Below are 15,060 nucleotides of genomic sequence, written 5' to 3' on the forward strand. Positions count from 1 at the left end.
AAATATTTTAAAAATATATCGCGGGATGGAGCAGTTGGTAGCTCGTTGGGCTCATAACCCAAAGGTCACAGGTTCGAGTCCTGTTCCCGCTACTTGAGAATCAGGCAGTTACATTAATTTGTAACTGCCTTTTTTGTTATGGGTACAGAATAGGTACAGAATTTTTGGCTGTTCAAAAGCCATGGATGTTCCCAATATTTTGAGGATTATCTAAAATTAAACAGAATTAGCCAGTTCAATATTTCAGTAAATATGGGAACCATTGGGAGGGATGGCCAATACTTTTACTAATCCGAAGAGGATAATACATGTTATATATTATCTGGACAGTGTGATTGATTTTTAATTTTGTCTGGTTATCGGTTAAGTTGCTATTTCTATCAATTTTCTGAAAGAATCCACTAAACCTTCCTTATATGTAAAGATGGTTTCCATTATCAGCACAAGTACTAACAGCTCTAAAACTAAAAAAGCAGAGAGACAGAAATAGGGCCCAATTGCATTGTTTTCTGGAATATTTCCGATTAGAAAATATTGAAAAATAAAAATACCTAGTCCGAAAAAGAAAAATCCCAAATCGCCTAATATGATTAATAAATTAGATTTCTTGTCTACATCTTTGCAAAATAGTTGCGCTCTATTTGCCCAGTCATACCATAAAATAATCAGTGACTGGCCCAGAAGTAAAATTGGTATAATCATATAAATATCTGAAAACAGAAAATTTGATAAAGCAAACGAAAATAATAGATTGATAATAATAAAGATTGTTTTGGACTTATTAGAAATCCCACCTTCTCCTAATGTTTCTCCGGCATGTAAATATGATTTATCGAATTGTAAAAAACATATGCCAAAGTGAATTCTTGTTATATGGATAAGAATAGTAAAGAAAACCAAATACCTTGCACTTATATCTTGTAATTTCACACCGGAATAAAGATCCAAAAACGTAGGGTCAGAGTCTTTTGGAGAATTAAATATTATAGAATATAAGAAAAGAATTATAAGAATTGCTATTAAAGCTATCGTTGATATGTAAGTTATTAAGTGTAAAATATCAGGCTGCTTCTCTTTCATAGCTTTGAAGGTTTAGTGAGTCCGTTTTTTTGAAAACAAAAACCCATAAAGTAGACCTGGAATTATTACTAAGGCAGCTAAGTCGATTGATAGAAATGGTAAAAGTGCCACTGAAAATAGGGCAATTAAACCCAGTATTAGAACGATGGTAGCATGGCCTTTTTTAATTTCTCTAAATGGTATGATTATCACCAATGGTGAAATGGCAAGTAATAAAAGTAATAGAATTTCATAAATGCTTACTAATGACTCAGCATAGTATGACGCTGCTATTGCCAAAATAATTACAAATGGAACAATTGAATTGACTTCTTTTTTGGTTAATTCGGAACTATCAACGACGTCTGAATTTTTGCCCCAACGTCTTCTTTCGTTGGCGAATAATGAGGATATCAAATAAACTTCGGTGTCGGCAGTAGAAAGTATTGCAGAAAAAACCGCGAGCAATACTATTCCAATTACAGCTTCTGCCTGGTGAGAAAGAACTAAAGACATAAAAGCAAGGTCAGGATTATCTGTAACCCCATTTTCCCTTGCAATTATCCCTACCATGGCCAGGACTATTGAATAAAGTGCGAAACCCACACCTGCCGATATCATTCCAATCTTGACCGATTTTGTGGATTTTGCAGCATAAATTCTCTGCCAAATATCACCACTTCCCAGCACCACAAAAATGCCTGTTAATAATACAGAAACAGCTGAAAAAATATTAAAATCTAATTGGGTAATCAGGGACAGTTGGTCAGAATTTTTCACAGTAATAAATAACAAAATGGGCAGACCAAAGAGCATTAGAAATAATTGAATCTTATCAGTTATAATGACCCCTTTAAATCCGGACACCATAATATACCCACCAACTATAACCGCACACAATATGATCGCAACAAGGTAGGGAACTGAACTTAGTTCTGAAATAAGTATCCCTCCTGCGTACAACTGAAGTATTAACAAGGCAAAAAAAGCTGAAATAGTTAGGAGGTTGGAAATTAGTCCAGCCATTGGGCCAAATTTCTTATAGATCATATCTGGTAGTGAGTAATAATAGTGACCAGAGCTGTCTTTTTCGGAAAGTTTTGCCGTAAATCCTAAAACAATCATTCCTATACCATACCCGGCCAGTAGGGTTATTGCAGCCCCACTGTTTATGAAGCCCAGTGCAGCGACGGTCATTAATTCCCCAGCACCAATCAATGTAAATACTGATGAAAATATCGAAAACCCGCCAATTTTGCGACCAGCCATAGCGTAGTTCGATTGGTCTTTTTCTTTCTTATTGGTCCAAATCGAAACAATAGCCAGAAGAAAAATATAGGGGACTACATAATACCAAAACATGGGCAAACATCAGAATTTATAAAATGAATACATAATATAATACAGATGGAATATATAAAAAAGCATTTTAGAATAAAATGTTAAAAGGCAGCACTTGTGCGTAGTGCCTTTAGACGTCACGGCCTAAATTCCTCGCATGACCCAAATTGACCTCTTTAAAATCAGTGAAGTTGAGCTTGTTTACCGACAGAGGGTAAGAGCAAGCGAGCGTCCTAAAGTAACCAGTTCCACTGAGGCTTATCGTTTATTTCGCCAGAACTGGGATGACTGCACCATTAATTTGCTGGAAGAGTTTAAAATTCTTCTCCTGGACCGGAGTAATAAATGCATGGGGTTATCCAATATTTCGAAAGGGGGCATGTCAGCGACAGTGGTCGATCCCAAAATTGTCTTTACCACGGCATTAAAGGCCAAGGCTTGTGGACTTATCTTAGGCCACAATCATCCATCAGAGAATTGTGTCCCAAGTGATTTGGATGTCAGGCTCACCGATAAAATGGTGCGGGCAGGGAAGTTGTTGGATATTTCCGTCCTTGATCACATAATCGTGACAAATGAGGGGTATTACTCCTTTGCCGATGAAGGACGGCTTACCTTGTAATATTGACTGGTTTTTTACTTTCCTGCCTTGAATGCCAAAAGAGTATGCGGGGTGGTTTGTGCGGGATTGTGGTTCTGTCAAGATCGTGGGCTGGTAAATAGCGAAGCGGTTTACGGCGGGCAGGCTTCTTGACAGGTTCACAATGGTGGCCATCTTGCTCAAGGGCAGGAAATAAAAAACGTTTGCCTTTCTGTTTACTCCCTGTGGGTTATATCTTTGGAATTATCCCTAAATGAATTGTCAGTTTTTTCCGGAATAGAACTCAATCGCTGTTCCAAGGGGTCGATCAGTCCTTCTTTTTCAAGTTTCGATCGTTCTGAAATTTGCTTTTCGGGGGCAACATCAAACTTTGTTTTAAGGTGTCGGTTTAACTCCAATCGATCAATTTCATGATCAACCCCATTCTCCAAAAGGTTAGCCGCATCAACGTCATTAAGCATGTCTAACACAAAATCGAATTCCGCACATTCCAGCCTGCATTGTTGGTTTATTTTATCGTTATGGCCCTCCGATGCTTTTTGAATTTTTTCTTCTAAAAAAGTGGCATTGGCTGCCTTGCCCTCAAAATATAAATCCCCTTTAGGTTTAAGAATTGGTTTTGGTCCATTGTCTGACTTTTTGAGGTTTTCGATGGCCTTTGCCTTTTCTTCCCGTAGCCTATAAACAGACGGGAAATTTTCTAATAGCTCTTTTAAATTCTCCAGCTGAGCCTTGGAATATGTTGCCATCTCCTTGATAATTTGGTACGATATGTCAAATTAAGGAGGCCTGAAATGAATTCCAATGCTTTTACTCCAAAAGGAAGAGATTTAAACTTTAATTTATTGCAACAATACGCAACAGAAAACCTGGATTACAGGGAGAAGGCCCTCCAATTAATTATTGATGACATTGGCTTTGAGCCAGAATTTAAAGCCCGGTATTGGCCGGAAATTCTGCTGCGGGATTGCCTTAAAAAACATGATCTTGGTCTAAAATCAGATGTTCAATTAGACTATAATGTTAAAATTCAATGCTTTTTAGTGAAGAGGGCAATCGAGAAGGAATTTCCAGACCAGGCCAAAATGTTAAAGGTCAGTGCCAAGGAAACATTTCCGGGCAGTTTTTCTGATTTTCGCAAGGTGGCTGTCTAAAGGACCGTTCATTAACAAACATAAACGCTTCATACCTATAAAATTAAATTTGGGGTCCAATTGGGCCTTTTTTCGGCTGACTTTTTACCTAATCAGTCAATTGCATGACTTTAAGAAAAAATAGTAGTTAATGACGAAATACAGTTTTTTATTCTGAACACGCATGTATTCTGGGATAAAATGCATAAATTGTTTTCCGTTTTTTTTCGAACCGTTTAAATATATTCTGGCGTGAATGGATTTTCTTTAGACGAGCCTTTATTGACGTTTGCCGAAAATAATACCTGGACAGTGCGTAATGCTGTAGAAGGGGTGCAAATATTCGGGGGGATAGGAAGCGGTAAAACTTCCGGATCCGGCTATACGCTGGCTAAAAAGTATCTTCAAATGGGATTTGGTGGCTTGGTCCTGACCGTGAAATCCGATGAGTATATGGCCAATTGGTACCACTACGCTGAAACTTGCGGTCGACTGGATGATATTATCCATATCCGCCCTGGAGGCGAGTACCGGTTTAATTTTTTAAACTATGAACTGACCCGCTCAGGGGCTGGGACCGGATTAGTAGATAACCTGGTCAACACCCTTAAAACGGTTATTCGGGCGGGGCAAGATGCCCGCTCAACGAATGGGGATGCTTTTTGGGATGATGCCTTGGATATGTTGTTATTCAACGTCATTGACCTGTGCTATCTGGCCTATGGCTCTGCGTTTAACCTGGATCAGTTGTTTGCGGTGGCGGAATCCTTGCCCAAGGATATTGACCGGTTAAAAGAAAATTCAGCCCGCGAGCAAAACCCTTTTTACCAGGTCTATTTAAAAGCCCGTAAAGCCACCATTGCCAAAGTCCAGCAATCAAAGATTGCGTATGAGGCTGAAACTGATGAACCCTATAACCAGCAAGGGGATCGGGATTGGCAGAAATTCAGCAAAATCATGTATTATTTCTCCAACACCTATGCAGAATTAAACCCTAAAACCCGCTCGATCATTGAGCATAGTTTTTCAGGGCTATTGTTTCGCCTTAACCGTGATCCTATTTATAGCCTGCTGTGTTCGCCTGAGCCCAATATTACCCCAGAGATGTGTTTGGAGGGTAAAATCATTGTGTTTGATCTGCCTGTTAAGCAGTTTGATAAAATTGGACGGGATGCACAGATATTGTTTAAATATATCTGGCAGCGCAGTATGGAGCGGCGCGATATCACGCATAATGATCGCCCCGTGTTTTTATGGGCGGATGAGGCCCAAAATTTCTTGCATGAACATGATATTGATTACCAGGCGACCGCTCGCAGCTCACGTATTTGTACTGTGTATCTCACGCAAAACTTACCCAATTACTATGCCCATATGGGAGGGCGCGAGGGCGAGTTTCGGGTTAAGAGTTTTCTGGGCACAATGGGCACCAAGATCTTCCATGCCAATGCGGATGTTGATACCAACCGTTATGCGTCGGAATTATTCGGCAAAGCCTATCTGGAAGACCGCTCGCATACCTCAGCCTTTTCTAATGATATGAATATGTCGGTGACAAAATCATATCGATTAGAAGATCTGGTCAGACCTGAGCAGTTTGTCCGGCTTAAAACGGGCGGGGATCACAATAAGAAACAGGTCGAGGCTTATATTCATAAACAGGGCATTCCCTGGATCTATTATGGCGATAACAACGCACCACAGGTGCGTAATTACTGGAAACTTAATTTTCTTCAACCATAAACGTAAACGCAATGAAAACGACTTTGTACCTACGCCAGATTGATCCCTTTATTCGGTTTGTTTGGCCTATTACGCTTTTGATTTTAGCCGGGATTGCCTCTATTCCTGCTCGGATCGTTGAAATCTTTATGAGGCGCAATTTTGGTGAGCGCTATTTCAGCTGGGAAATTCCCATGCTGATCTTTGTGCTGTTAATCGCCCCCTACATTGTTCAGGTTTATATCGGGTATCCGGGGTCGTCACCCTTTACCTTTCTGCATGCCTTGCTTTGTTTGGCAATACCCTATGCCACGTATAAGCGGTACAAGGAGGTGAAACGCTCCACAGATACCTTTGATGACACGGTGTATAGTTACTATTCTGGCGATCAGCATAAAATTTGGGACAAGGTGCGGGCAAAGTACCCCAAACTTAAGGCTGATTATGTACGTGTTGAGCGGTATTATGAGGGGGCGGTCTTTATTCTAATTGGGTTTGTGGCCCTGCTTATTCCCTTTACCATGGTCATTGGTGTTGCCATGATGGTTGCCGGGATTTCATATATCATAAAGGTGTATTATCGGTATCAAATGGGGCGCAGCTATATTCTTGATATGATCGATAAAAAGATCATCAATGAGCAAATGTATGACACCTTCGTCAATGAAAACCCGCCCGATAAAACGCAAGGGTTTCAGTGGTCGGGTCCCAAACCTGGCAGCCGTGATGTGCGCGAAAAAATCTACGAGCAGATGCTGGAAGAAGAGGATGATAAAGCGAGCGTCGTTTCATAACGATGTGCGTATTACGCACTGCTTAAAAACCAATCTCACCCTATAAGGGTGGGATTGTAAAAAAGCCTAAAGCACTGCTTAGGGGAGATGTCTGATACTTCAAAGCACTGAATAGGGTAAAGTTTGTACCACCTTGCAGTGCTCATTTTAGCAGAACGAATGTTTCAAATGTCCCGGGGAAAATTCTGATCAAGTGCGTAATTTGGTTGGCAATTCGCATTGGGTGCGTTGGCATTTTTTGAAGGTTTCCTCATTGTAAAAAGTTCTTATCTGAACACCTATTGAATAAGCACTTTATGATACGAATGTTTCAAAGCCAGACGGCAGGTCATGCCAAAAGCTATTTTAAAGCCTCATTGTCTCGCGCAGATTACTATATCGAAGACCAGGAACATCCTGGATCCTTTCATGGCAAGGTAGCGGGTCGATTGGGATTAGAACACAATCAGGTTGATCAAAAAGTGTTTGATCAGCTTTGTGATAATATCAATCCAAAGACTGGCGGGAATTTAACGCCGCGCACCACAGATAATCGCCGGGTTGGGTATGATATCAGTTTTCATTGTCCAAAGTCAGTCTCTATTCTGCATGCTCTGGGAACTGATAGCCGGGTGCTGGATGCCTTTAAGGATAGTGTGCAAGACACCATGGAAGAGATTGAAGTGGATGTTCAAACTCGGGTCCGGGCACAAGGCGAGTATGCGGATCGTGATACAGGCGAATTAATCTGGGCGGATTTTGTCCATGAGACGGCAAGACCCGTTGAGGGCCATGCACCGGATCCGCACCTGCATTGCCATTGCTTTGTCTTTAATACGACGTATGACAGTCAAGAAGAACGGTTCAAAGCAGGCCAGTTTCATAATATCAAACAGGATATGCCGTATTACCAGGCGCGGTTTCAAAAACGCCTGGCGGATCGTATGGCAAGCATGGGCTATGATATTCGTAAAAATGGCAATGATTACGATTTGGCGATGGTGCCCAAAGCGGCGATTGATCATTTTTCTAAACGCACCAACCATATTGGCCAGATTGCCAAAGATCAGAATATTACCAACCCGAAAGAGCTGGATCAGATTGGGGCTCGAAGCCGGGCAAAGAAGCAAAAGAACCTAACCATGGCGCAGTTGCGGTCCCAGTGGCGTACACAGCTCAAAAATGCCGGCATCGATGAGATGGCCCCCGAACAAGCCAAGACGGCCATCAGAACGATGACAGCAAAGGAATGTGTCAATCATAGCTTAAATCATAATTACTCTCGGGCATCTGTCAGGCGCGAACGTCAGCTATTAGCCACGGCCTATCTACATGGGATTGATAACAGGCAAATCACCATGGATGAGATTGATCGGAGTTTAGCCAAGGATGACCGGGTGTTTACCATTCAAGATGGCAAGCATCAGCTGTGCACGACGGCTCTTGTATGGGACGAAGAAAAACGCATGGTGCAGTTAGCCAGTGATGGCAAGGGCAAGCTCAGGCCGCTTAATTTAGGGGTCGATGCAAAGGAGGAGTATTCGCATAAAGGTTTAAGCCTTGAGCAACAAAGAGCTGTGGATCATATCATGGGATCAATGGATCGCTTAACCATGATTAGAGGTGGGGCTGGTACGGGTAAAACCACCTTGATCAAAAGTGCGGTTGCATCAATTGAAAAAACCGGACAATGCGTGCATTTGTTTGCCCCAACATCTGATGCCTCGCGCAATACGTTACGGGCAGAAGGGTTTGAGAACGCGGATACGCTGGCAAGCCTTTTAAGAAACCCGGATAAGCAGGAAGAGATTAAAAACCAAGTAATCTGGGTGGATGAGGCTGGAATGTTGGGAACTGAAGATATGGCTGATCTATTGGATCTGGCGACCACCAATAAGGCCCGGCTTATTCTGTCTGGTGATCCGCGCCAACATACCGCTGTGCAGCGGGGTGATGCGATGCGGATATTACAACAGGTCGGGCGTGTGCCCTATGTTAGTCTGGATACGATCTATCGGCAAAAGGTGGATGCGTACAAAGACACGGTGGAAGCCATCAGCCGGGGGAATTTAGGCGATGGCTTTAATCGCCTGGACCAGATGAAGGCTATTCAGGAATTGGATAGCGATGAAATCAAGGAGCACCTGGTTAATGACTACCTGAAGACGGTTAAAGAGAAAAAGTCCGCCTTGATTATTTCTCCAACCAATCAGCAGGGCAAGCAGGTGACGGCGGATATTCGCAAAGGATTAAAAGCGGCGGGCCGACTCAACAAAATCGATAAACACTATACCACCTTTCGCAATTTGCATTTGACCCAAGCACAAAAGGCGGATCACCGGGTTTATGATCCGGGGCAGATAATCCAGCTGCATCAGAATATCCCGGGAGCCAAAAGAGGCAGTAAGCTGCAAGTGCTCGGAGCTAATGAAGGGTCAGTGCAAACCCGTGATCAGGATGGGCACCTTATCGATATTCCGCTTAGCCGGGGTAAAGATTTTGATGTGTATTTGAGGGAAGAGACACCAATAACCCGGGGGGATCAGATCCGTATTACCAAAAACGGCATGGATGACCAGGGTAAACGCCTGGATAACGGCTGGATATTGGATGTGAGAGGTTTTACAGCCGATGGGGGTATCAAGGTGGCCAAGCAGTCCCAAACACGTTCCACAGAGTATATTTTACCAAAAGACCATGGCAATTTTACCCATGCCTATTGCATGACTTCTTATGGGGCGCAGGGGAAAACGGTTGATAAGGTGTTTGTGGTGCAGCCAGCCGCGACCTTTGCCGCAACCAACCAAAAGCAGTTTTACGTATCCATATCCAGGGCCCGAGAGGAACTGAAAATATACACAGATGATAAAGAGGGATTGTTGCTCCAGGCGGCGCAATCGGGAGACAGAACCAGTGCCTTGGAAATTAAGTCAGATGACAGCTCTGATCCAGAATTTAACCTTAGTCCTGATTATCTGAGAGATAATGATAAACCTAAATCCCCTCAAAAAGACATCGATCATGGAAAGGAACCAGAGATATAAGGACAAAGACGATCCCTTATCAGAAAAACTGCAACCCAAGAAAGCCAATCAGTATGCGGGTGATTGTTATACTGTTGGCGAAACCCGGACAATTGATTTTATGATGACAAATGGGACCAGGCAGAATTTTAGTTATTCTCATTACATGAAAGCCTGGACGGAGCAAGACAGTGGAATGCAGGTGATTAAAGTATTTTTTACGGCGGATCTTGTCACCATAAAAGGGTATTGTCTTGAGACCATTTATGACCATTTGTGTGCCATGGATTTAAAATCAGTCATGGCACAAAATCCGCGCTACCATCAATCCCAAACAAAAGACAATACACCCCTGGTTACAGCTATTACCATTGAGGGGCATAAATAAGAGGGCTAAACGTTCACTATTTCTAAATTCAACTTTTTAACTAGAATAAAATCCAAGCCATTAGTATCCGGAATTGAAAGAAATAGTCTATTCATCGCCCTACTACAGGCAACATAATAAATCCGTGTACTATCATCATTGTCCGATTCAATTCCTTTCTGTCCGTTTAAAATATGTGTTGTGAATTCCTTACAAGTTGGGAAATATACTAAGGTATTGCAAAATTCTGTACCTTTAGAGCTATGAATTGTTCTGACCAAATCATTGGATATCGTGTCAGTTTTTACATAAGGCAATAATTCATTTAAGCTGAATTTTGAGTAAAAATCCTTTGCTTTTCCCTTACTTAGCCCGCTTCCAATTTCAAATCCATATTCATCTTTAGTTTTCTTTTTCAGCTCATTATAAAAATCAAAAATTTTGGTTGATTTAGTAAGGTGACTATCAATATCTGTAAGTATATCTATACCGATTCTACGAATTAAAATATTGGGTAGGTCTCCCTTAACTTTTTTTCTAATAGGTTTGGAAATCTCTTTTATGGCTTTACTAAATAGTCCTTTTTCTTTGTACTTGAAGGCTAATAAAATCGAATAAATAAGGCCTGATCGTTGACTATTTCCGTCTAAATTAAAGATTTCCTTGGAAAGGTCTGCTTCTGATTTTCCAAGTGAACCGTTAATTTTCGAAACGTCTTCGTTACTTCTGGCAAGAACATGTATTTCTTCGGTCGGGTGATTTTTTCTTAAATAAGCCTCTGCTTTTTTTATGGGGCCAACCAAGACTTTAATTGAATCACCAATAACTGCACTACTCTTAGGTTGTTGCTTTAAGTCAATTCTAATCTCATTCAAAAAATTCACAATAGATATTGTGGATCGGTGATTTTTATCAAGACCAAAATCTTTAGATTTACCCTTTCTGAAATTAGTGAAGTCCTTCCGTTGGGCACCATTAAAACTATATATAGATTGTGCCAAATCTCCCACAACCCCTATAGTCGTAGATGTTTTATCGCAGATTTCATTTACTATCCAGGTTTGTAGCTCGGTTGTGTCCTGGAACTCATCTAAATAAATGTACGGGAACTTGGATGATATGAATTCAAGGACTCTAGGAGATTTTTTTATTATAAGATAGGAGAAATACAGTACATCCTCGTGATGCATTATACCATCTTTCCAATATTTAGATTTATAAAGCCAAAGCTCCTTGTTACTCTTGGGAAGTTTTGCTCCCCAATTCTTTCTGGTTATCAATTCAATTTTACCAGACTTTGAACTATAATCTAGACTAGCTAATTCCTCATAGGCTTTAGACTTCACATCCTTTGAATAATATACATTATAATTTTTCCCTGAATTGCCTTTTAAGGTTTCAATCCATCTTCGATAATAATAGTCCTGAACTTTGTGTTCATCATGTCCATTTAATTCTTCTATATTAAATAGATCATCTCCATTTTCATCCCTAGAAATATGGTATGAAAAAGGCTTAATGATATTTCTATACAAAAAGCTATGGATGGTGCTTATTTCAAATCGACTACGATCATATTTCATTCGATCAATAAGTTCTTCAGCAGCCACGTTGGTATAAGTTATACATGCGATTTTTCCAGTTTTACCAAGCTTATTTGAATGTTTGAGTACTCTCTCTAACTGCCCAATTAACCATCTCGTTTTACCTGCACCTGGACCTGCGAAAACCTTCACACATTCGTCAATATTTCCTAATGTGTTTACATGGGGAAGTTGGATGGATTTTGACATATTAGGATGTGACTTTTGTTATAGCATTTTTGATATAGCCAGGAATTTTGAAATCCTGTTTTTTACTTCCTAAAGCATAATTATCACGAAGATTTTTTTCCAAATAAAAGGCGTGAGCGCCCTTACTTTTTTTAACTATTGTCAAGTAGATTGCTGCCATAAGCGCTTTCTTTTTATCTTTCTCTTTCCATGTGGAATTTTCTATAGCTTTTAGTATTCTGTTTTCTTGAAGGTCAGTAATAGCAAGGCTTTTCATATATTCGTCCATGACTTCTTTCAGGGTACCTTTCGAAGAAATGGAATTATATTTATTTGCAGTATGTGGGCTATTTTGGCTTGGGAATGCATCAGTAATCAACAAATCACTTTTGGGATTTTGCAGAGCTAAATCATACTCTAAGGTCACTCCTTTACCGGCTTCAGGATGATAAACAAAGATGTTTTGATGTTTGGTTTCGAAATCGTTTTTTAGTTCAGCTACATGACTTGAGAGCTCATTAGAATTAGGCCCCTTGTCCAACTCGAAAGGGAAAGCCGAGATCCATTTTTCACCCTTCTTCTTGGTTGGGTCAGCATCTGTGATGCAAACACATGTTTTATTGATCGCATAGGGATTTACCAATTCATCGTAAGCAAATATTTTCAAAAAATGATTAAAGGTCCGGCTATCAACGCTGATGATAGCGGTATGAGTATCTATCAATTCATCTTCTAATTCTAAATACTCTGCAAAGCAGGGCAAAAGTATTTGCTCGGCTGTTCCCTCTACGAAGATCAAACGCTCAGCAAATAGCATATTTGACTTAGTGGCATCCAAGAAGCGCTCGATGTATTGCTTGGAATTTTTATCTTTTTTATTGTTTAGGTCAAAAACTCGACCCGGATAACCAATTTTGTACTCATTTTGATAATCTTTATACAAACATATTACAGAATCTAAGCCGACCGCTGATGTAATATGAGTTGAATGAGACGAAATAAATATTTGTCTAGCCTGCTTTTGACTTTTAAGATTTTCATTTAAAAATTTCAAGAACTTGGATTGCATTGAAGGATGTAAATGGGCTTCAGGCTCTTCAATCGCTAAAATTGGAAAAATTTTAGCATTTTCTCCCATTTGAGAAGATGAAGATTCCATTTGCATTTTTGCCAGAATTAGAGCAATAAATAAAAGATTGTTGTACCCTAAGCCATTGTTTTTGATGGGTATGTTCAACCCTAGATGTTTAACAATAAGTCTTAGAGCAAATAGTATTTCCTTTTCAGAAACTTTGGCATCAAAGTCTGGCTCTCCCCCCCTGTCTGCGCCAGTATCTTTAGAGTATTGTAGGATTTGGTTTTTATCAATTCTCCCTATTAAGTGATTAAGTAACGCATCAGATTTTTCTCTAAACTCATCTTCTCGCTTTTCAAGGGTCTTCAATTCTTCTTCAGAAAGCACCTCTAAACTGGCTCCCTTGGTCAAATCATAATCCAAAAAGTAACTTAGTATGTCTCTTAAAAGCGTATTATTCCCATAAAACATTTGCTTTTCAGCATCTCTGATCGCATCAAGAAATTGAAAATCAAACTTATCTAAATTCTCCGTGTCCGCCTTTTCCTGCCTGCTTGGATCGCCTCCATAAATTCTTGTTACATATTTGGGCAAAAACTTCTTGAAGAGCAATTCTTGGCAACGTCGGATATCATAATTATTCCCATCGCCTTTGGCTGTCTGAATAACAGTTTCATACTCTTTTAGATGTTTAGAGGGAAGCTCGAATACATACGTCAACTGTGCTACGTAATTCGGTGAGTCTTTAATTAGCCAGTCATATACAACATTTTTATCATCACCATCCTCTCCTTCGCCTTTCAGCTCCTTAATTTTAACAGAGATTTCAATTTTGGGAGGTTTATCAAAATCTGAAAATTTTGCATTGAAATCCTCAATTGAAGGTTTACCGATTGAGCCTCTATTAAAAAGCAGCTGTAGTGCTTTTATGAGGTTAGTTTTTCCAGCATTATTATGGCCTATTATTATATTTAGACCAGGATTAAAAAGTACTTCTGTATCCTCAAAATTCCGGTAATTTTTAATATGAATAGATGAAATATACATTTGTTATAAGTTTTTGAATTCACGGCTGGAAGTAGAAAGAAAGCTATCAACGGCAGGTTTATCAATCGTTGAGTTTTCCTGAAAGCATTTGCATTGAATGGCCCAATAATCACTTTCGTGCGTTAAAGCAACCAAGTCTATGCCTGTATCACCACCTCCCAATTCGATTTTGCCTGGAATTTCATTCCACATCCAAACATTCTTGAACTTATATGCATATTCAGGGTCAGTTTGTAAGTAGACTTGCATAAGCCTTTCTAAGCGGTCGCCTTTATCGCGCTCTGAAAATGAGATTTTTCTATATTTATTTAGTGATTTTTGAAAATTCATTGCGGGCTTTATAAATTCTATGTAAGGCGAGTGACTGCATAATCCACTGAAAAATTAACAAGTAAAGTTTTGTCAAAGAAAATTAAAACATCGCATAATTAGTTAATATTGCCAATATTAAACTTATAATTTTAATTACCAAGAATTTAAAAAGAGGATTCCATCTTATTTAAGCTTTAGCGGCTAATGATTCTTCCCAAATACAAAATGCTGAAATAATTAGCCCCTGTGGATTTACCCGCAGGGGCTTTTTTATGATCAATACTCGCTTGCCAGCATAATCGTTAAAACACGCTTGGTTTTTGATGGGTCCGTTGGATCATCGCTTCCAAATTTTAGCTGAGGATCGTAGTAGTCGAACTTCCAGTATATTTTTTCAGCATTTTGCTGAAATGAGCCAAAATCATGTTCACCATATGGGTCATTATCTGGTGTAAAATCATCAAAGGATTTAATTTTTTGGAAAATTTCCACCTTTTCTTCCAGCATTAAGGCTTCGATACCGGCGGTTGCAACAATGACGCCTGGAACTTTAGAGCTTTGTTGGATTAGGAATTCAGGCGGAACCGATAGACAGGTAATCCCTTTGCGAAAGTCATCATTTAATTGGGCAATTTTTTCAGCGTTAGACATTTTAGTAATCTCCTTTTTTGTGGTTAATCAATCTGGGGCTATATGAGGACATCCAAATAAGGCTTTGTGTCACGACCCACACGGTGGCTGGTGCGGGCTGGTCATTGACTCAAAGCCTGGATGGCCTATCAGCCCCAAAGAGATTGATGGCCGGAAGAAAGGAGAAAAATTAAGTGTATGCTGA

General features: G+C 40.0%; 13 protein-coding genes and 1 tRNA gene. 7 read left to right on the plus strand and 7 right to left on the minus strand.

Annotated elements, in window-relative coordinates; translation table 11 throughout:
* The first annotated feature begins 19 nt into the window (after window positions 1-19).
* Window positions 20-92, plus strand: a tRNA-Met gene (locus GL182_RS18955).
* 271 nt (window positions 93-363) lie between these two features.
* Here the strand turns inward: GL182_RS18955 and GL182_RS18960 are convergent.
* Window positions 364-1,080, minus strand: coding sequence for a hypothetical protein (locus GL182_RS18960; RefSeq protein ID WP_163381360.1), 717 nt, complete (start codon window positions 1,078-1,080; stop codon window positions 364-366).
* A 12-nt stretch (window positions 1,081-1,092) separates the two neighbouring features.
* Window positions 1,093-2,421 (minus strand): sodium:solute symporter, encoded by a 1,329-nt coding sequence (locus tag GL182_RS18965; protein WP_163381361.1) that lies wholly within the window; start codon window positions 2,419-2,421, stop codon window positions 1,093-1,095.
* A 136-nt stretch (window positions 2,422-2,557) separates the two neighbouring features.
* On the opposite strand from GL182_RS18965, the gene GL182_RS18970 reads away from it, so the two are divergent.
* A complete protein-coding gene (locus GL182_RS18970; RefSeq protein ID WP_163381362.1) occupies window positions 2,558-3,022 on the plus strand; it encodes a RadC family protein in 465 nt (154 codons plus the stop codon).
* Between the two features lie 194 nt (window positions 3,023-3,216).
* Here GL182_RS18970 and GL182_RS18975 read toward each other — a convergent pair whose 3' ends face one another.
* Window positions 3,217-3,750, minus strand: coding sequence for a hypothetical protein (locus GL182_RS18975; RefSeq protein ID WP_163381363.1), 534 nt, complete (start codon window positions 3,748-3,750; stop codon window positions 3,217-3,219).
* Window positions 3,751-3,795: 45 nt separating this feature from the next.
* On the opposite strand from GL182_RS18975, the gene GL182_RS18980 reads away from it, so the two are divergent.
* The 5 genes from GL182_RS18980 to GL182_RS19000 all read left to right on the plus strand — a co-directional run bounded on the left by GL182_RS18980 (window position 3,796) and on the right by GL182_RS19000 (window position 10,040).
* Window positions 3,796-4,155 (plus strand): hypothetical protein, encoded by a 360-nt coding sequence (locus GL182_RS18980; protein WP_163381364.1) that lies wholly within the window; start codon window positions 3,796-3,798, stop codon window positions 4,153-4,155.
* A 231-nt stretch (window positions 4,156-4,386) separates the two neighbouring features.
* Window positions 4,387-5,877 (plus strand): type IV secretory system conjugative DNA transfer family protein, encoded by a 1,491-nt coding sequence (locus GL182_RS18985; RefSeq protein WP_163381365.1) that lies wholly within the window; start codon window positions 4,387-4,389, stop codon window positions 5,875-5,877.
* A gap of 11 nt (window positions 5,878-5,888) precedes the next feature.
* Window positions 5,889-6,650: a hypothetical protein gene (locus GL182_RS18990; RefSeq protein ID WP_163381366.1), complete on the plus strand. Its 762-nt coding sequence runs from the start codon at window positions 5,889-5,891 to the stop codon at window positions 6,648-6,650.
* 296 nt (window positions 6,651-6,946) lie between these two features.
* Entirely contained in the window at window positions 6,947-9,673 is a 2,727-nt protein-coding gene (gene mobF, locus GL182_RS18995; protein WP_163381367.1) for a MobF family relaxase, read from the plus strand.
* The gene (locus GL182_RS19000; RefSeq protein WP_163381368.1) at window positions 9,651-10,040 is read left to right on the plus strand and encodes a hypothetical protein; all 390 of its coding nucleotides are present in this window, start codon (window positions 9,651-9,653) and stop codon (window positions 10,038-10,040) included. Before mobF ends, GL182_RS19000 begins: the two co-directional genes overlap by 23 nt.
* A 5-nt stretch (window positions 10,041-10,045) precedes the next feature.
* Here the strand turns inward: GL182_RS19000 and GL182_RS19005 are convergent, their stop codons facing one another.
* The 4 genes from GL182_RS19005 to GL182_RS19020 form a co-directional block, all read right to left on the minus strand.
* On the minus strand, window positions 10,046-11,812 hold the full coding sequence (locus GL182_RS19005; RefSeq protein WP_163381369.1) for an ATP-dependent helicase: 1,767 nt from the start codon (window positions 11,810-11,812) through the stop codon (window positions 10,046-10,048).
* Between the two features lies 1 nt (window position 11,813).
* Window positions 11,814-13,913 (minus strand): AAA family ATPase, encoded by a 2,100-nt coding sequence (locus tag GL182_RS19010; protein WP_163381370.1) that lies wholly within the window; start codon window positions 13,911-13,913, stop codon window positions 11,814-11,816.
* 3 nt (window positions 13,914-13,916) lie between these two features.
* Window positions 13,917-14,243 (minus strand): restriction endonuclease, encoded by a 327-nt coding sequence (locus GL182_RS19015; RefSeq protein ID WP_163381371.1) that lies wholly within the window; start codon window positions 14,241-14,243, stop codon window positions 13,917-13,919.
* Window positions 14,244-14,501: 258 nt separating this feature from the next.
* On the minus strand, window positions 14,502-14,876 hold the full coding sequence (locus tag GL182_RS19020; protein ID WP_163381372.1) for a DUF3768 domain-containing protein: 375 nt from the start codon (window positions 14,874-14,876) through the stop codon (window positions 14,502-14,504).
* Between the last annotated feature and the right edge of the window lie 184 nt (window positions 14,877-15,060).

This window comes from Cyclobacterium sp. SYSU L10401, from assembly GCF_010993705.1.
In the GTDB taxonomy this organism is placed as follows: domain Bacteria; phylum Bacteroidota; class Bacteroidia; order Cytophagales; family Cyclobacteriaceae; genus Cyclobacterium.

Coding starts and splice junctions, on each gene's coding strand:
- GL182_RS18960 (WP_163381360.1), bottom strand. CDS start 1,080: ATGAAAGAGAAGCAGCCTGATATTTTACACTTAATAACTTACATATCA.
- GL182_RS18965 (WP_163381361.1), bottom strand. CDS start 2,421: ATGTTTTGGTATTATGTAGTCCCCTATATTTTTCTTCTGGCTATTGTT.
- GL182_RS18970 (WP_163381362.1), top strand. CDS start 2,558: ATGACCCAAATTGACCTCTTTAAAATCAGTGAAGTTGAGCTTGTTTAC.
- GL182_RS18975 (WP_163381363.1), bottom strand. CDS start 3,750: ATGGCAACATATTCCAAGGCTCAGCTGGAGAATTTAAAAGAGCTATTA.
- GL182_RS18980 (WP_163381364.1), top strand. CDS start 3,796: ATGAATTCCAATGCTTTTACTCCAAAAGGAAGAGATTTAAACTTTAAT.
- GL182_RS18990 (WP_163381366.1), top strand. CDS start 5,889: ATGAAAACGACTTTGTACCTACGCCAGATTGATCCCTTTATTCGGTTT.
- mobF (WP_163381367.1), top strand. CDS start 6,947: ATGATACGAATGTTTCAAAGCCAGACGGCAGGTCATGCCAAAAGCTAT.
- GL182_RS19000 (WP_163381368.1), top strand. CDS start 9,651: ATGGAAAGGAACCAGAGATATAAGGACAAAGACGATCCCTTATCAGAA.
- GL182_RS19005 (WP_163381369.1), bottom strand. CDS start 11,812: ATGTCAAAATCCATCCAACTTCCCCATGTAAACACATTAGGAAATATT.
- GL182_RS19010 (WP_163381370.1), bottom strand. CDS start 13,913: ATGTATATTTCATCTATTCATATTAAAAATTACCGGAATTTTGAGGAT.
- GL182_RS19015 (WP_163381371.1), bottom strand. CDS start 14,243: ATGAATTTTCAAAAATCACTAAATAAATATAGAAAAATCTCATTTTCA.
- GL182_RS19020 (WP_163381372.1), bottom strand. CDS start 14,876: ATGTCTAACGCTGAAAAAATTGCCCAATTAAATGATGACTTTCGCAAA.